Here is a 21,090-nt window from a genome sequence, read left to right as displayed (position 1 = left end):
AGCGCCCATCATATTCACTCTCGCTGGGATAACGGTCCAGCGGTGCCCGGTCATTTTCGTTTTCAGGTATTTCGATGAGATGATCCTGATCGGTTCGCAGCAACCACCGACTTCCTGACACACAGATCATTCACTACTAGGTTTGAAAACAATGATTAAATGTTGATTAGAAATATACTAGCATTTTAATCGTTTGTCAAACGATTTTTCTGATTTTACTTTTACAGCCATGCGCCAATTGCAAACAGTGCGGTGTACCCAATATAAAATAAAGATGTATTTTTAATCACTTTCATGTACGTTTTCTGCTTGTCCTGAACTGCGTAGAACGATTTAATTCCCCGCCACATAATCGGCAGCAACACCACGCTTAGCACAGTAATCCACGGGGCTAGTCCAAAAACCAAGTTTACAATTGGCCATAAACTGCCAGCAATCAATAAGACTTGCATCACTTTGACGGCCCGTTTGCGGCCAATGAAATAAGCCAATGTATGACGATTGTTTTTGACATCTTCGTCAAGATCTGCCGTATTATTCCCTAATTGAACGGTAAAGAACAGCAGCGTAATTGGCAGACATAATGCAAACGTCGTACCTGCCACGCCCCATGTAAACGGGTGCTGACCGTAAATGCTGATGTAAACACAGACGAGTTCAATTAAATATGTAATGGAAAAAGCGACCACAGTTTCACAAATTGGCATGGCATTTAATGGGTACGGACCAGCGGTATAGAGAATCCCAATCAAGTAACCAATAATCCCAAACAGCAATACCGGCCATCCGGTGCGCATAACTAAAATTACCCCAGGGATTGCAGAGACAACGTACAGGGCAACTGCTAGCCACCACACACCACGTTTGGGCAAATGCAACCGGCCAATTGGATTTGTATGGGCGGCGTACCCCTCACGATCCGCAGCGTGTACGTAGTCGTAATAGTTATCGGACACGTTAACTGCGAGATCAAAAATAAACACATCCACTAAACACAAAACAACGTTAATCCAGTTGACGACACCATACTGATATTGGGCAATGGCAGAGCCCAAAATAAACCACATAATATTTAACTGCGCGATATAAATCTCACTTAACGTGACAAATACTGGCCACGTTAACCATTTTTTATTCATCTCTAACTCCCTAACCCCATGATACTCTAAGGCTATCACATTGTACGCAACTTTTTATCACATTTTTTCAAACAATCGCACCATTTTGTTTGACCTTTTCTGACCTTTGGGTTAAACTACAATTACGTTGATTAGCAGAGCACCATTACAAGTGCTAAATGACAACGCAAATTACAAGGAGGCCTCAATTATGGCTTTGATTCCAACTGTTATTGAACAGTCCAGCCGTGGCGAACGTGCCTACGACATTTACTCACGACTATTAAAAGACCGGATCATTATGGTTTCCGGACCAATCGAAGATGACATGGCCAACGCCATCATCGCTCAATTGCTCTTCTTGGATGCCCAAGATTCTGATAAAGATATTTACATGTATATTAACTCGCCCGGTGGTGTTATCACTTCCGGAATGGCAATCTACGACACCATGAACTTTGTTAAGTCTGATGTTCAAACGATTGTCATGGGAATGGCTGCTTCAATGGCTTCCATTCTGGCAACTTCTGGTGCTAAGGGCAAACGTTTTGCCTTACCACACTCAGAAATCTTGATTCACCAACCTTCTGGTGGTGCTCAAGGTCAGCAAACTGAAATCGAAATCGTGGCTGAAGAAATTCTGAAGACACGGAAGATGATCAACAACTTGCTGGCTGAAAAGACTGGTCAAGACATCGAAACCATCAATAAGGATACTGAACGGGATAACTACATGACCGCTGAGCAAGCCTTAGATTATGGTTTGATTGACCACATTATGACTAACTCCAGCGAAATGCAAAAGTAATCATAATAAGCAAGCAAAGACCTTCGTCAAATGACGAGGGTCTTTTTTGCGTTTACAGTAAATTGAGGAGGCCACATTTATTCATTGACCATTTTTAACACCGTTCTGATGATAGCGGTCTGGATCATCCAGACGACCAGTCATGGGTAATTATTAGTCGAGCACTTCTAAACGGCCATTGTTCAGTTGATAGCGATGATCATACTTGGATAACAACTCATGTGGAATATGGTGGTCTACCTCAATCATTGTCAAATTAGATAACGACAACAGTGTGTCATGAATCTGTTTTGCCGTTGCCAGATCAAGGGAAGCGGTTCCCTCATCAATCAACAATACTTGTCTTTTAAACAGCAATGCCCGCGCAATTTCCAGGCGCTTTAACTGACCACCAGAAAGATTTTTACCACCTTCTGTTATTTGCTGATTCAGCTTGGATTCATTGATGACGTCACTGAGTCCCGCTTGTTTGACAGCAACTAGAATCGCGCTCTCATGGAATGGCATCCCCAACGTTAGATTAAATCTGATAGTCTCGGCAAAGATAATCGGTGTTTGTGAAACCTTGCTAAACAGGGTCTTTACCTGCGCCTCGTCATAGTCTTGCCCGTTGAGTAACAGTTGACCGTTTGTAACTGGCAACTCTTTTAACATAACCGACAACAATGTTGATTTGCCCACTCCGGATGGCCCTTGAATCAACACTTTTTCGCCTTTCTGGACTCGCAAATTAATGACATTTAAAATGTCACGATGTTCACGTTTAAAGCTAATATTTGTCAATGTCAATTTCTGAAACTGAATCGATTTCATGGGCAACTCCGCCGTTATATCTTCTTTGGAAATACTTCTGTGCAACTGTTGGCGAACAGTCTTAGTACTCCCAATCTGGTTAATACAGGTCAGCATTTGATTGACGCCGTTTAAAATCATGTTAGTTGAATATTGGACTGCGACAAATTCCGGTAACGTTAACATTCCTGAAATAGTCAGGTAGATACCGATGGCAATCGGCATTTCTGAAAATAGATAAAACAAATACATTAGCAGACTGTTGGCCAGTGCAATGTGATTCTTAAGCGCAGCATTCGCCTCTTCAACACTACCGACATCCCTGATTAGCTTAGTTCTGTAACCAGCCTCAGCATGGTAGCGACGAATGGTCATTGCCCCGTGTAATAGGTCCTTTACGCGTGTTGCCAACTGTGCATTTTTTTGTGACCAAACGGTTGCTTTAGTCGTCGTCCCTTTATTTGCCAAACGCTGAAAGACCATTGGCACCAACATAAACGCTAAGAAAATTCCGGTTAGCCGAAAACTATTGTGTAGTGCATACCCCGTGGTGACCAAAATGGTCGTGCCGTATCCTAATAATCGAAACACGTTGCGCCAATAATTATCCTCGAGTAGCTTCAAATCGTTCATTAAAAATGACAGGCCGTTTGCTTCGAAATCCTGCTGGCTGGGATCATCTCGCTCGACCTTTGCTTCTACATAACGGGTTTTCAGACGTAAATTGATAAACGCCACATTTTTATTGACTACCCAGCTTTGACAGTATGACAAAGTCGAAAAGAATAAATATCCGCCTAGAACAATCACCAGATAAATCCCGACGCCGGCCAAGTCACGCGTAGTAATTAGTTTAAAAATATAGGCATAGGTAGCCGTGTTAAAAGGAACTTCTAAGCCATTGATCAGCGCCACAATAATAGCGATGTTGAACCAACCGCGATGAATTATTTTGGTCATGCAATCTCCCCCATTCGCTCTTTATTAAAGCGAACCTATCACTGCTTGGGAGGCCGCAACAACACCTTATCGTTAATATTTGCGTATATGCAAATTTATTTCTATCTACTAACCATACTGTTTCTTTCGGCTTAAATTAGTTATTCTGAACTGCCTTCATTAGCATGCGTTGGATTCTTTCAAACGGCACGTCTGCTTCAGTGTACACACCTTGCCGCAAGTTGTCCGTGTGCAGTTTGATCGTCGAAAAAATGATGTTTCTAAGTAGTGAAATATCCACTTGCCGTAATGTTTTGTCAGCAAGCCCCTTAAATAACAACTGTTGTACGGCGCTTTGATGAACGATGACATTAATTTGCTCACCAGCCTGCTCGTCAAAGACGTAATCCTCTTTTAACTTTTGAATGATCGTCATACTTTTAGGATAGGTCAAACCATAGTGAAACAGTTGCTCAAGATACTGTTTCATCGCTGTTTCAAACGACAGCGAACGCAAATCTTCCCCGTCGTCCTGAGCATACAAACGCTTCAGTTCACGAACATATAGAGTAAGCAACAGTGCCTCACGATTCTTGAAATAAACGTAGATACTGGACTGGGAAATGCCAACCTGCTTAGCAATTTTTGTTGTTGAAACCGCACCGACACTATCGGTAATAATCAGATCGCCAGCCACATCAAGAATGCGATTATATTTTTGATCGTCTTTTTTCTTCATCCTTCTGATCCCATTTCTTTGAAAGTAATTTATTTTAGTTTACCACTTGATACCGATAAGTCTATCGGTTATAATCTTTACCGATAGAGCTATCATTTATAAAATCAACTTTATCAAATAAATGAAATTTAAAAAGAAGGCACTTATTATGAAAGTTTTCGTTACAGGTGGTAATGGCTTCATTGGTCAGGTTGTTGTTAAAACGCTAATTGAACATGGTCATGAGGTTCTTGCACTGGCTCATTCAGATCATTCGGCTCAACAATTAACTCAGGCAGGCGCCACACCCGTTAAAGGCTCACTGGACGATTTAGATAGCTTATCAACGGCCGCAAAGAGCAGTGACGGTGTTATTCACCTCGCCTTTACTAATGATTTTAACCACTATGATGAAGCCGTCGCTAAGGACATGGCTGCTGTCAAAGTGCTAGGCGATACTTTAGCTAACACCGGCAAGCCACTAGTTAATACATCTGGCACCTTAATGGCGGTTGGCATGGGACGCACTGCTACCGAACAGGACCATATGGCACATCCCGTTGGTCGAGCAGCTTCCGAAGCACTGGCGCTCAGTTATGCACAACAGGGCGTTCGCGCCAGCGTTGTTCGTTTGGCACCAACAGTTCATGACGTTCAGCGTCAAGGATTTGGTAGCATTCTGGCTCAAATGACGGTTAATCAAGGCAAGATTGGCTACGTTGGTGATGGCGCCAATGTTTGGCCATCCGTTCATCGTAACGATGCAGCGCGGCTGTTCGTTGCTGCATTAGAAAACGGCGAAGCCGGCGCGACCTATAACGCGGTTGCTGAAGAAGGCATTCCTGTAAAGACCATTGTGGAAACAATTGGCAACACATTGCATGTGCCGGTAGAACACTTTGATGAAGAGACTGCTAAGGCCTACTTTGGCTGGTTTGAACCTACCATCGTCGGCAGCAATCCCACCAGCAGCACATGGACTCAAAAGGCGTTGAACTGGCATCCACGCGAAACAGGTTTGCTTGACGATTTAAAGACTTGTTTGAGCAATCCCGCTAATGTCGCCGCACTGCAACAACCACGCAATTAACTCGAGCATAAATAAAATGACCGGTTTCCCAGTTAAAGGAAATCGGTCATTTTATTTAGCCTTTATCTATTAATCAAATCAAACTACAAACACGACAACTACGCTGAAATTATATCATCCTCACGCAGTTTATCAGCGAATTCATTGATTTTCCGCAAACGGTGGTTAACACCAGACTTGGAAATTGGTCCTCCCGGAATCAGGTCACCTAGTTCTTTCAAACTAACTTCACGATTGGCCAATCTAGTCTCGGCCATGGCCTGAAGCTTAGCTGGTAACTGGCCTAATCCAACACGCGATTTGATGTACTCGATGTTATCAATTTGACGAGAGCTGGCAGAAGCAACTTTCTCCATGTTCGCCGTCTCACAGTTAACAAGCCGGTTGACTGAATTACGCATGTCACGCATAATGCGCACATCTTCAAACTTTAACATGGCATTAGTCGCCCCAATTAAAGTGAGAAAATCAGAAATTTTCTCGCCTTCCTTAAGGTAAGTAATGTAGCCACTTCGACGATTGGTCATTCTGGCATTTAAGTCATATTGATTCATTAACTCACAAATCTGTTGATTCTGTTCTTCATATAAAGAATAAACCTCGAGATGGTAACGACTGGTGTCCGGGTTATTAACCGAACCACCTGCCAAAAACGCGCCTCTTAAATAAGAGCGAACTTCGCTATCTTCGGTAAGCACATTTTGTGGCACCACCTCTTCGATTCCCATGTCACCTAACACATGAAGATCGTTTAAAACTTGTTGCGTACCGGTCTTTAGCCGCACGACATACATGTTGTTTTTCTTGAGTTTGACGTTTTTACGAACAATCAGTTCTGCCTCCAAACGGTAAAACTGCTTTAATAATGCATAAATTCGTCGAGCAATCGCCGGATTTTCCGTTTGCACGTTTAACACAAACGCGTGGTTAACAATGCTGACCGCGCCATTCATGCGAATCAAGGCCATTAATTCAGCCTTTCCATTCGCAGCGTGCACCTTTAATCCAGTCAGCTCTTTTTTTACGTCACTGGCATAGGACATCGTGCTGCCTCCTTTTCTATCACCTTATTGATCAAGGCAGTTATTGAATATGTTTATGTGCAAGCAACTTCATCAGCTCAGCAACCACTTTGGTCCCGTCATGAAAAGCACCGGCATCCCGTAACTGGAGTAAATTGGCTCGAATCGACCGGACACCCATCCTGGTCAATGCGTCGGTATCTGACGTTACTTGCGTTGACACCTCGTTCCAGCGTTTCCAATCCATGTAATCCTCTGGAACCCGTTCAGTATTCACAAGGACTGTATCGACGAAATTGGCACCCAAATGCTTGTTTAATACCTGAACGTGATCGGCATCAGTAAAGTGATCCGTTTCACCCTTCTGCGTCATAATGTTACAAATATACACAACTTCCGTAGGAGTATGCATAATTGCCTCGCCCACGTTTGACACCATGAGGTTTGGCAAAATGCTTGTAAATAGACTACCAGGTCCCAACACAATCAAATCGGCGCCTAAAATAGCATCGATTACGGCTGGCATCGCCTTAGCAATCTCATCGTTAGAATCTGGCTGTGGTGTGACCCACACACGTTTAATCTGTTTGTGAGCAGCCGTAATTTCAGCCTCTCCCGCGAGTTGCGTGCCATCGGTAAACTCAGCATGAAGTACCAACGGTTCGTTGGCAACTGGATAAACATGACCGTCTACATGCATCATTTCAGACAGCTCCTGAACAGCGCCAAACACGCCGTGCTCCATTTCAGTAAGCGCCGCGATAATTAGATTGCCAATCGCATGACCGGAAAAGAAGTTATCGTTAGCTTCAAACCGATACTGAAAAACCTTCAATTCCAATGGTGACAACCGCGACAAGGCGGCCATGACATTGCGAATATCACCAGGCGGCACTACGTTAATATAATTCCGAATGATTCCCGAAGAACCACCGTCATCTGCGACCGTCACGACGGCTGTTACATCGACGTCTTGCTTATGCAAGGAATTAAGGACAACAGGCAAACCCGTGCCTCCACCAATGACAACTACGCGTGGCCGCCGCTTCTCCATGATTTCTTTCATGAGCGGTTAACCGTTTCCTTTCGTTTCTCTACGTCACGATGACTGACATGAACGCGATAGTCCTGACTTAAATCTTTACCTAGTCGTTCTGTGATAGCGACTGACCGGTGTTGACCACCAGTACAACCAATTGCAACGGTCAAACTGGGTTTGCCCTCTTTTTGATAGCCAGGCAAGGTCAGTTTTAAAAGCTCTAAAAACTGCTTGTAAAAGGATTCCGTAACCGGCTGTTTCATTACGTAATCATACACAGCAGGGTCACGGCCAGTCAGTGATTTTAATTCAGGTACATAATATGGATTTGGTAAAAATCGAACGTCCATCACGATGTCCGCATCGATCGGCAAACCATATTTGTATCCAAACGACAAAATTTCAATATGAAATTCCGACTGTTTATCTTGATTTTCAAATTGTTCAAAAATATCTTCGCGTAGCTGACGTGGCGTCAAATGATCTGTGTTGATGACCAAGTCTGCCCGTTCTTTCATTTCCGACAGCAAGCTTCGCTCCTGATGAATACCATCTAAAACGCGGCCATCCATGGCTAGTGGATGTGCTCGCCGGGTTTCCTTGTACCTTGCCACCAATTCGGCATCCGACGCATCGAGAAATAATACCGATGTATCTACCGTGCCAGTGCTTAAGGAAATTGCGATCATTTCCTGCAGGTCATCAAAAAATTCACGTGATCGTAAATCTACGACCAGCGCAACCTTTTTAACATTGCCTGACTGTCTGACCAGCTGCCAAAACTTAGGCAATAATTTGGGTGGCATGTTATCCATAACAAAGTAGCCCAAGTCCTCAAAGCTTTGCATGGCAACCGTTTTGCCAGCACCACTCATCCCTGTAATAATAACCAATTTCAGTTGTTGTGCCACTTCTTTGCCCCCTTACGTCGCCGCTTGTTGCTTTTTTTGCTCAGCTTACGACGTCACTTCTAACAGTATAACATACCGGGTGTGTCTTTTTATTCATCTGCGTCTACTTTAGTCTCTACTGTCTTTTTTTGCGATTGATGTGGCTGTCGATGCAAACGCCAACTAGCTACTGCTGCAGTCATTGGAACCGTAATGAGAACGCCAATAAACGACAGTAACACCATCAATAGCTCAGCGACAAACACTTTGTCATTAAAAACCTCACCAATCGAGTAACGAAGGCCGACGAACCATATAAATAACGATAAGAAACCACCAAAAAAGCCGAAGAACAATGTATTAAACGTGGTCCCAATAATCTGTTTACCCACGTTCAGACCATCACCAAACAAACGTTTTCCAGTTATTGTAGGCTGTTGCGTTTCAATCTCCGATAGGCCGGATGAAATGGCCATGGCGGCTTCAGCAATAGCTCCTAATGTGCTCAACACGACGGTGCACATTTCGACTTTCAAAAAAGAAATGCCGATATACAGCGACATGCCTTCCAAATCTTCACTGTCCTCATCCCCGAATCCAGCGACCTGCGCCCAGTGCTCCACGGGCACAATAAACAACAAAAGTAATAACATCACGATAACGGAAGCGTAAAAAGCTGTCGTCGTACTGTTATCATCATCATTCCCAAAGAAAATCGTCACAGCCAATATGATCGTCCCCGCAACTAAAGTGACAGGCAGTGGCGGCAAATGAAACTGAACTAACACGATGGTTAAAAACAACAACGCAAAGTTCACACCGAGGCTGACAAACGCAATTGCACCCTGTTTACCACCAACAGCCCACATGGCAAAAAAAAGCAATAAAGCCAACACACTAAAGGTTGTCATCTGTCATCACCCTCTTTTTCATCAATCGACTTGCAACGAAGCTGGCCACTGGAATAGCTAATACAATTCCTAAACCGCTGATTAAACTTTGAATAACCCCCATCGACATATTCATCATGTAGGTATACCCCCAGTTATTGCCATTCTTTAAGTACAAGAGTGTTAACGGAAACGTGTCTGCTACAAAGATAAGAAACAACACATTGATCAAAGGCCCCATAATGGAGCGACCAACGTTTCGCCCTGATAAGAATAGTTGATTCCTGCTGACATCTGGCCGTTCAGCCTGAAGTTCAAACAGTGTCGCCACAATATCTGTTGACTCGTCCATCACTGCCCCCAAAGACCCAATCAGCGTCTCCGCTAAAAACAACGGGCGTGGCAATGTGGTCACATATTGAAGGCCCTCATAGTGCATGCCTCGCTCATGGGTAAGTGCGAACACAATCAGGCTGATTATAATTGCTAGCGCCGTCCCGGATAATGTTGCTGTTAATGTAATGACCGTTTGTCGACTCCAACCTAGAACCAACCACAATGTTAACGCTGCAAAAACAACACTAATTAGACTAAAAATGACAAACACATTGCCATTTTTTAAACTCAAATCGATGTTGATTGCTAAGAAGAACAGTACTGCATTTAACCCGACGGATAACAATGCCATAAAACCAGCTGAGCGCATAAAAACAAACAGCAAACTGATTACAATCCAGGTCAGTAAAGCAACCACGGTATCTCGTTTTGGTCCTTTAATGTTTGACTGCTGGCCTCGAGTTAGCTTCGAAATGAATACCTGGTTGCCCGCGCGATAGGGTTGATCCATTGCGCCGGAACGACTGTATGTATTGCTTAAAGTAATCTTTTGTCCCTTGTGAATTGTGTTAATCAAAACAGCATTGATTCGCTGATGGACTGTTGCATCTTGATTTTCAAACTCATCTTGCTGTTTGACAGGGCGTTCATTACGTACATTAGTAATTTTAGCGATTGGTCTTTGATAAATTGGAGCGTCATAAGCAACACCCAGTACCAACAGTCCGCCAAACAAGACACAAACCAGGGTTACCCACCAGTTTGCAGAGTGTTTTGGTTTAACATTCATGTGAAGATTCCCCGCTTTCAATAACGCAAGCACTCTAACCCAACTCGTTTTTTCATAAATCTACGTTTCATTCTACCACCCGCACTAACACGTCTTTCAAAACGTAACTAAAACTAAACTTGCCAACGATTTTTTAACAGTAGTTAATAATTGTAAGAATTTTTGTGTCTAAAACAACACAACTGTTTTGATCGATTGACCAAAACAGTTGTGTTGTTGTTTTAAATAGATGGCTAAATTGTGAATCAATATTAAATAACATTGTCCGTGAAGATGAATTAAACCGCTCTTGGCGGACTAATAAGTGCCATTTATGTGATCGCTTAACTAGGTCAGCGGGAGGGCGCCAACATTGATACCGAGCCGTGAAAGTGTTGTTAATTCGAATGCACTTCTCGAATTTACAACACGGACGGTCACGGAGACTCGGAATTTCACGAGGCTCTGTGACGAGTTGAAAGACCGTGAACTTCGGGCTTGAACCGGTCCCACGGCGAGCGTGTCAATGTTGGCAACTGCAAGCGGCATTTTCACCACGCCCACAACCTCCTCTGAGGTTAAATCAATTACATCACATCAATAGAATCATCGTTTTTATAATGCCGCTTCAACCAATAATAAAGTGGAATTCCTAGTCCAATAATAACCAGTGACGTTGCCGCCCCAACAAAATCGAAGAACAGTTCACTGATAACCACAAAACTAGTTCCGATGATGGCAATAATTGGAACTACTGGATACCCCGGCGTGCTAAATCCTGCCGGTTTGCCACCATTTCGACGACGCAAGATAAAGACACCGACAAACGCAGCAATATAAAAACTGTACATCGCAAAAATACAGAGCTCAGACAGTCGGTCAGTATCAACAGTCAGGATCATTAAACTAGTCAATGCCAGTAAAATCGTCGTTGCAACAACCGGAGTTTGTGTGTGACGGTTCAGGCTACTAATTTGTTTGGCAAACGGCAAATGGCGTTTAGCAGCCATTGCATAATAAATTCGTGGAAAAGACATCATTTTACCATTCAACGCACCAATAATGGAGATCATTATTCCAATATTCACGAGTCGCCCACCGAATGCCCCAAACGCATTTAAGGCAAAGTAGGCCGTCGCGTTCTGGCCGAGTTCATTAATTTTAGCTGCACTCAAAGACCGAAAAATGCCAAATGTTACCCCGAGGTATAACACAATAACGATGGTGATTCCCAGAATGATAGCTAACGGTAACAACTTTTCGGGCCGTTTAATTTCGCCACCTAGATTAGTAACCAGAATCCAGCCATCATAGGCAAAGATGGTGCCTAACACAGCAACACCAAAGTTGCCAACGCTCTGATGGATGCTCGTTACTGTCTCACCGAAGCCGGTCTCACGACCAAAGAAGAGTCCAAAAATCACGATCGCCGCAATCGGCAGCAATTTACAAATGGTGGTCACAATCGCAAAGGCAGCACCATAGCGATTTTCCAACATATTCAACATCGCAATCAGAATAATGGTGCCAATCGCAATTGGTGCCTTCCAAACTGCTCCGAGGCCAAAGAAGTTAGTGACCAATAAGCCTAAATACCCAGCGATTGAGCCGACAATTGCCGGTGCATAAACGATAACCTGCATCCAACCTGACATGAAGCCCCAAAACTCACCATAAATATGGGTCATGTATTGGTAAAGACCCCCAGTATGCGGAATTTGAGAACCAATTTCAGATAATGTCAGCCCATCAGCTAGGGTAATTAAGCCCCCTAATAGCCAGGCCAACATCGCTAGGTTGGTAGAACCTGTCATTTGTAAAACGGATGCTTGTTTAAAAAATATCCCGGAACCAATGACTGTACCAATTACAATCGCTAGTGCAGACCACAGCCCTAGAGAACGTTTCAATTCAACGTGACTCTCTTGCATTGCCTATACTCACTTTCCTGAATCTTCTTTAACAAAATCTTCTGCATGATTGTGTTTAATTTCATAGTAATAAACTGGGATACCAACGACAACCATTCCCAAAGAAAATAGTACACCCGTGAAATCTGAGAAGACTTCACTAATGAGCACAAATAGCGAACCACCAATCGCTACAATCGGCGTTAACGGGAACAGTGGCATCGAAAATGGCCGCTCCTTATGTTGACGTCGTAATTTAAATGATCCCAAAAATGCCATAACGTAAAAGCAATAAACTGTAAAGATACATAGCTCTGACAGCCGGTCTGCATTTGCAAACAACACCATCAACGCAGCAATCAACAACACTGCAATGGTCGAAAAGATTGGTGTCCTCGTTTTAGGACTTAAATAACCCAATACGCGGCTAAATGGTAACTCCCGATCACGTGCCATTGCGTACATGATACGTGGAAAAGTCATGATTTTACCGTTGATACAACCGATAATCGAAATAATGACACCGATGCTCAACAGCTTACCGCCAATTGCGCCAAAGTCTTTTGTAGCAAGAAACGGAATTGCACCCGTTCCCAGTCGATGAATCGTTGACGCTGGCAAACTTGCAAAAACGCCGTATGCTACCAACAAATAAATAACCATAACGATACTAATCCCACCGATAATCGCACGGGGCAATAATTTCTGCGGTTCTTTTATTTCGTCACCCAGATTAGCAACCAGAATCCACCCGTCAAACGCAAATAACGTAGCCAAAATGGCGACACCAAAGTTGCTACCATGCTGAGTCGCGCTCGACACACTGTGGCCCAGCGCATTGCCATCGCCAAAGAATAATCCGAATACAATAATTGCAACGATTGGCAACAATTTACAAATCGTCGTTATAATCGCAAACGTTGCGCCATATCGATTGAAAAATAAATTAAGGGCGCCAACCGCTACCAATGTTCCGAGTGAGACAGCCAATCCCCATCCGCCTGACAGGTGAAAAAAGTCAGTCATTAAAATACCTAAGTATGCTGCAAGCGCTGCAATAATTGCCGGTCCATAAATAATGATCTGCATCCAACCAGATAGAAAGCCCCACAGACGGCCATACATTCGTTCCATATAAACATACAAACCGCCAGTATGCGGCATTTGAGAGGCAATTTCAGCAATGGTCAGCCCGGCTGTTAATGTCAGAACCCCACCTGCTAGCCACGCAAACAATGCACCCGTAGTAGAGCCTGCGTCATCAAGTACTGCCGCTTGTCTCACGAATACGCCGGCGCCGATAATAGTCCCAATTACTAAGGACAGGGCTGACCAAATGCCTAAGGAACGATTCAGTTCTACCACTGGTGTTTTTTGTTTCATGTCGTCACATTCTTTCTTGCACACATATTTATTAGATAAGTTTGTGCTAGTTTACCAAATTTTAATCTTGTAGGCCAACTTTAAGCAGAACTTCAACTTCAAAACGATCGTATTAAAACAAAAAAAGACTGACCAAAACGCCTACAGATTAGGATTTGATCAGTCATATTATTAAATCATTAAAAATTGTACCGTTATTATTTTGCTTGTTCAGCAACCTCTTCAGTACGTTTCGTATCTCGTTCCAATACTGGTTTCAGGTATTGACCAGTGTAGCTTTCTTTAACTTCAGCAAGCTCTTCCGGCGTCCCAGTCGCAATAATTTGTCCACCGCCAGCACCACCTTCTGGACCAAGATCAATCAAATGATCAGCAGTCTTAATCACATCCAAATTATGTTCAATAATCAAAACTGTGTTGCCATGATCAACCAATCGCTGTAAGACAACCATCAACCGTTTGATGTCATCAGAATGCAATCCTGTTGTTGGTTCATCCAGGATGTAGAAATTACGACCATTGGCCTTCTTGTGTAGTTCAGAAGCTAACTTCATCCGCTGAGCCTCACCACCTGAAAGCGTGGTTGCTGACTGGCCCAAATGAACATAGCCCAGACCGACATCAACAATGGTTTGCAATTTACGTGTGATCTTAGGGATTGCAGCAAAGAAGTCCAAGGCTTCGGAAACTGTCATGTTCAAAACATCTGAAATATTCTTCCCCTTGTACGTCACTTCAAGTGTTTCTGAATTGTAACGAGACCCATGACAAACTTCACAAGGCACATAAACATCTGGTAGAAAGTTCATTTCAATCTTTAAAATTCCGTCACCATGACATGCCTCACAACGACCACCTTTAGTGTTGAATGAGAAGCGGCCTTTTTGATAGCCACGCAATTTTGCTTCATTCGTTTGAGCAAACAAATCACGAATGTCATCGAACACACCCGTATAGGTAGCGGGGTTGGAACGTGGTGTCCGTCCAATCGGCGATTGATCGATGTCCACAATCTTTTCAATGTTATTCACGCCGGCAATGCTCTTGTATTTACCAGGCTTGGCCGAATTGTGATTGAGCTTTTGAGCCAGTACCTTTTCAAGAATACTGTTAACCAATGTAGATTTACCAGATCCTGACACACCAGTCACAACTGTTAATTCCCCTAATGGAAAACGTACATCAACATTCTGCAAATTGTTCTCTGCGGCCCCTTTTAACACGATGGCCTTACCATTCCCCTTGCGTCGCTTGAGCGGCACCGGAATGAAGTCCTTACCAGCTAAATACCGACCGGTTAATGACTTAGTACTACGTTCAACTTGTTTAGGCGTTCCAGCGGCCATAACCTGACCACCATTTTCACCAGCACCAGGACCAATATCAATTAAGTAATCGGCTGCCCGCATTGTATCCTCATCATGTTCGACCACAATCAGGGTATTACCTAAATCTCGCATTTTCTTAAGTGAACTGATCAAACGATCGTTATCACGTTGATGCAACCCAATGGATGGCTCGTCAAGGATATACAATACACCAGACAAATTTGAACCTATTTGGGTAGCTAACCGAATTCGTTGCGCCTCACCACCAGACAATGTTCTAGCGGACCGACTCAGGGTAAGGTAACCCACACCGACACTCGTCAAAAAGGATAACCGATCGCGAATTTCCTTAACGATTGGTTCAGCAATCACTTTATTTTGTTCGCCCAAAGTTAAACCCTGAAAGAATGGCAACTCATCATCAATCGCCATTTCGGAAACTTCACCAATATGCTTCCCGTTAATTTTAACGGATAGTGCCTGGCGATTTAACCGGTAACCATGACAGGTCTGACATGTCAGTTCAGTCATATATTGACGCATTTGATCACGCGTAAAGTCAGAATTAGTTTCCTTGTAGCGACGTGACACATTGTTCATGACACCTTCAAAATCGGCATCAACATCACGAACACCACCAAAATCATTTTCGTAGTGGAAATGGAACTTTTTGCTTGATCCATGAAGAACCATATCACGTTGTTTCTTAGGCAGTTTATTGAAAGGTGTATCCATGTCAATCTTGTTTTGTTCAGCAAATTGTTCCAACATGCTTGGATAATACATGGAACTGATTGGATTCCACGGTTCCAAAGCACCTTCACGAAGTGTTTTACTGGGATCTGGAACGACAAGATCTTCGTCAACTTCCAGTTTAACCCCTAACCCTTCACAATCGGGGCAGGCGCCAAGCGGTGCATTAAATGAAAACAACCGTGGTTCCAATTCGCCAACTGTAAACCCACAAATAGGACATGAATAATGTTCTGAGAACTGCATCGGTTCACCATCAATGATGTCAGCAGTTGCATAGCCATCACTCAAACGAAGAGCAGCTTCAAATGAGTCAAACAAACGACTCCGACTATCACCGTCTGGATGCACAATTACCCGATCAATGACAATATTGATGCTGTGATATTTGTTTTTATCTAGTTCAGGCACTTCATCGATATCATAAGTTTCACCGTCTACTTGAACACGCACAAATCCTTCACGCTTAATCTTCGCAAAGATTTTGGCATGCTGTCCTTTTTTTCGCCGCACAATCGGTGACAATACTTGGAGCCGCGTCCGTTCAGGGAGTGCAAGGACCTCATCAACCATCTGCTCAACAGATTGACTGGTAATAACTGTGCCGTCGTTTGGACAGATTGGTGTCCCAACCCGCGCCCACAATAACCGCAAATAATCATTGATTTCCGTGACAGTCCCAACGGTTGACCGCGGATTTTTACTGGTTGTTTTCTGATCGATAGAAATCGCCGGGCTCAGACCATCAATGGAGTCCACATCCGGTTTATCCATCTGCCCAAGAAATTGCCGCGCATATGCGGACAAACTTTCAACATAACGCCGCTGGCCCTCGGCATATAACGTATCAAATGCAAGTGAGCTTTTTCCTGAACCAGATAACCCCGTAATGACTACCAGCTTGTCACGTGGAATCGTGACATCAATATTCTTTAAATTATGGGCACGTGCCCCGTGTATTACAATTTTGTCGTTATTTGCCATTGGTTACCTTTGCCACCCTTTACTGTTTGGCTTTTAATTCCATGATTGTATCACGCAATGTTGCTGCTTCTTCGAAGTCGAGTTTCTTGGCAGCTTCTTGCATTTGCTTGTTTAAGCCAGCCAACATTGCATTCTGATCGGATTTTGACAGATTATCAAAGTCTTCCTCATTAAGTGTTGATTCTTTCTGACCATCACCAGTTGGCGCTGTCACCGTGATGTTATCACGAATTGGCTTAACGATAGTTGTCGGCGTTATGTGATGTTCTTCGTTATACTTTTCCTGAATCTCACGACGCCGTTTGGTCTCGTCAATGGCCGCCTGCATTGACCCCGTAATGGTATCCGCATACATAATAACCGCCCCGTGTGAATTACGGGCAGCCCGACCAATCGTTTGAATCAATGACCGTTCATTTCTTAGGAAGCCTTCTTTATCAGCATCCAAGATGGCAACCAACGATACCTCAGGTACATCAATTCCTTCACGTAGAAGGTTGATGCCGACCAACACGTCAAATTTGCCCAAACGTAGATCCCGGATAATTTGCGTTCGTTCCAAGGTTTTAATGTCACTGTGCAGGTAACGAACCCGAATTCCCAGATCCTTCAGGTAATCCGTCAAATCTTCCGCCATTTTCTTGGTCATCGTCGTGACAAAAGTCCGCTCATGAGCTTCAATCCGCTTATTAATCTGACCAACGAGGTCATCAATTTGTCCCATAATTGGTCGAACTTCAATCGTTGGATCGAGCAAACCCGTCGGCCGAATAATCTGTTGAACGACTGTGTCCGTTTGCTCATGCTCATAATCACCAGGTGTTGCGGACATGTAGACGACTTGATTAATGTGTTTTTCAAACTCATTAATTTTTAGCGGTCGATTATCCAGCGCACTTGGCAAACGGAAACCATAATCAACTAGCATCTGCTTTCTAGAACGGTCACCTTTGTACATACCACGCACTTGTGGCATCGTAACGTGACTTTCATCCACAACTAGCAAAAAGTCTTTCGGGAAGAAGTCTAGCAGCGTAAACGGTGGTTCACCGGGTTTACGACCATCCATGTGACGGGAATAGTTTTCAATCCCACTCGTATAACCCATTTCACGCATCATTTCCATGTCGTAAGTCGTCCGTTGCTGCAAACGTTGAGCTTCCAACAACTTGCCTTGATCCTTCAACACCTTCAGCCGGTCTTCCAACTCGTCACCGATCGTCGTAATGGCATGATCCATAATGGCATCATTCGTCATGAAATGAGTAGCTGGGAAAATTGTGACATGATCACGATCACCAACTACTTCACCAGTCAGTGCATCGACTTCCCGCATCCGATCAATTTCATCACCGAAAAACTCGATTCGTAGCGCATGTTGATCTTCAGATGCTGGGAACACTTCAACAACATCCCCGTGCACTCGAAAACGGCCGCGTTGGAAATCAATATCATTACGTTCAAACTGAATGTCAACCAACTTGCGCATGAAATCATTACGTTCGATTGTCTGACCGACCCGTAAGGAAATAACATGGTCTTTATACTGGCGTGGATCTCCTAAACCAAAGATTGATGACACTGAAGCCACGACAATCGTATCATTCCGTTCCAATAGCGAACTAGTGGCCGCATTACGTAATTTATCGATTTCATCATTGATCGATGAATCTTTTTCAATATACGTATCAGATGAGGGAACATAGGCTTCCGGTTGGTAATAATCATAGTAGGAAACAAAATATTCAACCGCATTGTTAGGGAAAAACTCTTTAAATTCACCATAGAGCTGTCCTGCCAATGTTTTGTTATGCGATAAAACCAGCGTCGGTTTGTTAACGTTGGCAATCACATTGCTGATTGTGAACGTTTTACCGGTTCCCGTAGCACCCATCAAAATCTGCGCTTTTTTTCCGTCTTCAATCCCATCTGTCAACGCTTTGATGGCCTCCGGTTGATCACCAGTTGGCTTATATTTTGAAACTAAATCAAACTTTCGATCTGCTTGACGTTCAATCATGCCAGACGTTACCTCCCCTAGTTCATTTACATGGTCTAATTATTGTGATGGCAAGTGCTAAACCATCATCAACACGATTTAAAAAACAGGTTCATGACTGCACTGGTCGGCTTGATTCGCTTAGGTAATTCATTGCGACCATATTGCTGTTCTGAACCCGTCAACTTAGCGTAACTATTCTAGCATACCGAACATACTTTCGCACGAGATATGCACACTTTCGGTTAAAAACATGCATTCATTCATAACAAAAAACGCGTCCACGTTAATAGGATCTCTTATCCCGTCAATCGTGCACACGTTCTTTTTACTCATTGTCAAAGTTTGTATCGAGCAAAACTAGTCAGCAACAAATGCATTGATGTCATTGGCAAACTTCTTTAATTTGTCGTTTGCTTCATCCAAAGTGGTACCGTTCGTACCAATGTAGAACTTGATTTTTGGTTCAGTTCCTGAAGGACGAACAGCAATCCACGTACCATCCGTTAACCAGTACTTCAACACTTCAGCATGTGGTAGGTCTAGTTGTTCAACGTGACCATCTGTAAAGGTCTTTGTGCCCTTAGCAATGTCATCGACAGCTGTCACATCGTAACCAGCGAAACTCTTGGGGGCAGCCTGACGGAACTTCTGAATGATTGCTTCGATCTTCTTTGGTCCTTCAATACCTTCAAAGGTTTGTTGAATCGTTTGTTCACGGAAGTAACCGTATTGCTTGTATAAGCCTTCCAAGCCATCGTATAACGTCTTTCCTTGTTTACGATAGTAAGCAGCAATTTCAGCCAGCAACGTTAAGGCCTGAATAGCATCCTTATCACGAACAAATGGCTTAATCAGATAGCCGTAACTCTCTTCAAAACCAAACATAAACGTGTGACTGTTTGTGTCCTGGAAGTTTTGGATCTGTTCAGCAATAAACTTGAAACCAGTCAGCACATTGATCATGCCAACGTGGTAGCTTTCGGCAATCTTGGTGGCAAACTCAGTTGAGACGATAGACTTAACAGCCACCGCATTAGCAGGCAATGTGCCGGCATTCTTGTTTGCTTCCAAAATATAATGCAACATCAATGCGGCGATTTGGTTACCAGTCAATAATTGGTAGTCGCCGTTTGGCAAACGCACTGCGGTTCCCAAACGATCAGCATCTGGATCTGTTGCAATCAGCACATCCGCATTCTTTTCTCTACCCAATTTTATTGCTAAATCGAAAGCTTCAGAAAATTCTGGGTTGGGGAACTTAACCGTTGGAAAGTCACCGTCTGGCTCAGCCTGTTCTGGTACCGTGATGAAGTTTTTAAAACCAGCATTGCGTAACGCACGTTCACCGGGCATCCGTCCAGTACCGTGAAGTGGTGTGAAGACGAAGGTCATGTCCTTGCCTTCTTCAGCGGCCAAATCATGATCAACTGTGACAGTGGCGACGTTATCCAAGTAAGCTTTATCAACGTCTTCACCGATAATCGTTTCCAACCCGTTGGCTTTTAATTCAGCTTCATCGGCAGTTTGGATAGCAAACAAATCAGTTACCTTACGAATGTAACTCGTGATTAAATCAGAGTCCTTCGGTGGCATTTGAGCACCGTCTTCACCATAAATCTTGTAACCGTTGAACTGCTTTGGGTTATGACTTGCAGTAATCATAATGCCGGCAAACGTCTTTAAATGACGAACCGTAAAGGACAATTCTGGTGTTGGCCGTAAGCCTTCGAACACAAAACTCTTGATGCCATGTTGGCCTAAAACTTTCGCGGCCTCGTGGGCAAACTCAGTTGAGTGATGACGAGAGTCAAAACTAATGGCAACACCACGTTGCTTCACGTCATTGCCCAATGTATCCATATATGTAGCTAAACCCTCTGTAGCCTGACGCACCGTATAGATGTTCATTCGGTTGATTCCAGGTCCCATGACACCACGCATCCCCGCAGTACCAAAACTCATTGGCTGATAGAAGGCATCTTCCAATGCCTCATCATTACCCTTTAAAGCTGTTAATTCTGTCTTCAAACTTGTTTCCAGATTTTCTTGATTATTCCAAACCTGGTAAGTATCTTTCCAATCCACAGTTGCATCTCCATTCATCTAGACCAAAGTCACAAATATACGTTAAGTATACCGCATTCATATTGTTTACGTCGCCCGTTCATCGGGCTTTATCAATCAAAATAAATAAAAAAAAGCGTGCCTCACACAAAAAATGGTTCTATCATATCTGTTGTTGGTCATGTCACAAGACATGATCGACAACAGATTTTTCTTTCTGTAATCTATGTATGTTGACACGAAAAAAAGGATATC

At 43.5% G+C, this 21,090-nt stretch carries 15 protein-coding genes; 2 read left to right on the top strand and 13 right to left on the bottom strand.

Features of this window, described 5'->3' with window-relative positions; all coding sequences use genetic code 11:
* Positions 1 to 221: 221 nt before the first annotated feature.
* The gene (locus tag GB993_RS09985) at positions 222 to 1,139 is read right to left on the bottom strand and encodes a prenyltransferase (RefSeq protein WP_161004183.1); all 918 of its coding nucleotides are present in this window, start codon (positions 1,137 to 1,139) and stop codon (positions 222 to 224) included.
* Positions 1,140 to 1,329: 190 nt separating this feature from the next.
* Here GB993_RS09985 and clpP point away from each other — a divergent pair, with 190 nt between their 5' ends.
* Positions 1,330 to 1,926, top strand: a complete 597-nt coding sequence (gene clpP / locus GB993_RS09980; RefSeq protein WP_017262181.1) for an ATP-dependent Clp endopeptidase proteolytic subunit ClpP — start codon at positions 1,330 to 1,332, stop codon at positions 1,924 to 1,926.
* Between the two features lie 153 nt (positions 1,927 to 2,079).
* Here the strand turns inward: clpP and GB993_RS09975 are convergent, their stop codons facing one another.
* Together GB993_RS09975 and GB993_RS09970 are read right to left on the bottom strand one after the other, a co-directional pair.
* A complete protein-coding gene (locus GB993_RS09975; RefSeq protein ID WP_161004182.1) occupies positions 2,080 to 3,678 on the bottom strand; it encodes an ATP-binding cassette domain-containing protein in 1,599 nt (532 codons plus the stop codon).
* A gap of 136 nt (positions 3,679 to 3,814) precedes the next feature.
* Positions 3,815 to 4,396 (bottom strand): TetR/AcrR family transcriptional regulator, encoded by a 582-nt coding sequence (locus GB993_RS09970; protein WP_161004181.1) that lies wholly within the window; start codon positions 4,394 to 4,396, stop codon positions 3,815 to 3,817.
* A gap of 148 nt (positions 4,397 to 4,544) precedes the next feature.
* Here GB993_RS09970 and GB993_RS09965 point away from each other — a divergent pair, with 148 nt between their 5' ends.
* Positions 4,545 to 5,465: an SDR family oxidoreductase gene (locus GB993_RS09965; protein WP_161004180.1), complete on the top strand. Its 921-nt coding sequence runs from the start codon at positions 4,545 to 4,547 to the stop codon at positions 5,463 to 5,465.
* A 98-nt stretch (positions 5,466 to 5,563) separates the two neighbouring features.
* On the opposite strand, the gene whiA is transcribed toward GB993_RS09965, so the two are convergent.
* The 10 genes from whiA to GB993_RS09915 all read right to left on the bottom strand — a co-directional run bounded on the left by whiA (position 5,564) and on the right by GB993_RS09915 (position 20,856).
* Positions 5,564 to 6,508, bottom strand: coding sequence for a DNA-binding protein WhiA (gene whiA / locus GB993_RS09960; protein WP_017262177.1), 945 nt, complete (start codon positions 6,506 to 6,508; stop codon positions 5,564 to 5,566).
* 40 nt (positions 6,509 to 6,548) lie between these two features.
* On the bottom strand, positions 6,549 to 7,553 hold the full coding sequence (locus tag GB993_RS09955; RefSeq protein WP_161004179.1) for a gluconeogenesis factor YvcK family protein: 1,005 nt from the start codon (positions 7,551 to 7,553) through the stop codon (positions 6,549 to 6,551).
* Positions 7,550 to 8,437: an RNase adapter RapZ gene (gene rapZ / locus GB993_RS09950; RefSeq protein ID WP_161004178.1), complete on the bottom strand. Its 888-nt coding sequence runs from the start codon at positions 8,435 to 8,437 to the stop codon at positions 7,550 to 7,552. The genes GB993_RS09955 and rapZ overlap by 4 nt, the downstream gene beginning before the upstream one ends.
* A gap of 89 nt (positions 8,438 to 8,526) precedes the next feature.
* Complete coding sequence (locus GB993_RS09945; protein ID WP_161004177.1) at positions 8,527 to 9,327, bottom strand: YibE/F family protein; 801 nt, start codon at positions 9,325 to 9,327, stop codon at positions 8,527 to 8,529.
* Entirely contained in the window at positions 9,314 to 10,432 is a 1,119-nt protein-coding gene (locus tag GB993_RS09940) for a YibE/F family protein (protein WP_161004176.1), read from the bottom strand. The genes GB993_RS09945 and GB993_RS09940 overlap by 14 nt, the downstream gene beginning before the upstream one ends.
* 566 nt (positions 10,433 to 10,998) lie before the next feature.
* A complete protein-coding gene (locus GB993_RS09935) occupies positions 10,999 to 12,342 on the bottom strand; it encodes an APC family permease (protein ID WP_161004175.1) in 1,344 nt (447 codons plus the stop codon).
* Between the two features lie 9 nt (positions 12,343 to 12,351).
* On the bottom strand, positions 12,352 to 13,704 hold the full coding sequence (locus GB993_RS09930; RefSeq protein ID WP_161004174.1) for an APC family permease: 1,353 nt from the start codon (positions 13,702 to 13,704) through the stop codon (positions 12,352 to 12,354).
* 197 nt (positions 13,705 to 13,901) lie between these two features.
* A complete protein-coding gene (uvrA, locus tag GB993_RS09925) occupies positions 13,902 to 16,769 on the bottom strand; it encodes an excinuclease ABC subunit UvrA (protein ID WP_161004173.1) in 2,868 nt (955 codons plus the stop codon).
* A gap of 19 nt (positions 16,770 to 16,788) precedes the next feature.
* Positions 16,789 to 18,789 carry an excinuclease ABC subunit UvrB gene (gene uvrB, locus GB993_RS09920; RefSeq protein ID WP_161004172.1) on the bottom strand — a complete coding sequence of 667 codons (2,001 nt, stop codon included), beginning with the start codon at positions 18,787 to 18,789 and terminating at the stop codon, positions 16,789 to 16,791.
* Between the two features lie 339 nt (positions 18,790 to 19,128).
* Entirely contained in the window at positions 19,129 to 20,856 is a 1,728-nt protein-coding gene (locus GB993_RS09915) for a phosphohexomutase domain-containing protein (protein WP_161004171.1), read from the bottom strand.
* Positions 20,857 to 21,090 lie beyond the last annotated feature (234 nt).

This window comes from Furfurilactobacillus milii, from assembly GCF_009864005.1.
Lineage (GTDB): Bacteria > Bacillota > Bacilli > Lactobacillales > Lactobacillaceae > Furfurilactobacillus > Furfurilactobacillus rossiae_B.
Note: the sequence above shows the minus strand (reverse complement) of the source record. Positions and strands in the feature narration are given on the sequence as shown.

Bases quoted from the DNA above. Each gene is read 5' to 3' on its own strand.
- GB993_RS09985 (WP_161004183.1), bottom strand. From the start codon at position 1,139: ATGAATAAAAAATGGTTAACGTGGCCAGTATTTGTCACGTTAAGTGAG.
- clpP (WP_017262181.1), top strand. From the start codon at position 1,330: ATGGCTTTGATTCCAACTGTTATTGAACAGTCCAGCCGTGGCGAACGT.
- GB993_RS09975 (WP_161004182.1), bottom strand. From the start codon at position 3,678: ATGACCAAAATAATTCATCGCGGTTGGTTCAACATCGCTATTATTGTG.
- GB993_RS09970 (WP_161004181.1), bottom strand. From the start codon at position 4,396: ATGAAGAAAAAAGACGATCAAAAATATAATCGCATTCTTGATGTGGCT.
- GB993_RS09965 (WP_161004180.1), top strand. From the start codon at position 4,545: ATGAAAGTTTTCGTTACAGGTGGTAATGGCTTCATTGGTCAGGTTGTT.
- whiA (WP_017262177.1), bottom strand. From the start codon at position 6,508: ATGTCCTATGCCAGTGACGTAAAAAAAGAGCTGACTGGATTAAAGGTG.
- GB993_RS09955 (WP_161004179.1), bottom strand. From the start codon at position 7,553: ATGAAAGAAATCATGGAGAAGCGGCGGCCACGCGTAGTTGTCATTGGT.
- GB993_RS09945 (WP_161004177.1), bottom strand. From the start codon at position 9,327: ATGACAACCTTTAGTGTGTTGGCTTTATTGCTTTTTTTTGCCATGTGG.
- GB993_RS09940 (WP_161004176.1), bottom strand. From the start codon at position 10,432: ATGAATGTTAAACCAAAACACTCTGCAAACTGGTGGGTAACCCTGGTT.
- GB993_RS09935 (WP_161004175.1), bottom strand. From the start codon at position 12,342: ATGCAAGAGAGTCACGTTGAATTGAAACGTTCTCTAGGGCTGTGGTCT.
- GB993_RS09930 (WP_161004174.1), bottom strand. From the start codon at position 13,704: ATGAAACAAAAAACACCAGTGGTAGAACTGAATCGTTCCTTAGGCATT.
- uvrA (WP_161004173.1), bottom strand. From the start codon at position 16,769: ATGGCAAATAACGACAAAATTGTAATACACGGGGCACGTGCCCATAAT.
- uvrB (WP_161004172.1), bottom strand. From the start codon at position 18,789: ATGATTGAACGTCAAGCAGATCGAAAGTTTGATTTAGTTTCAAAATAT.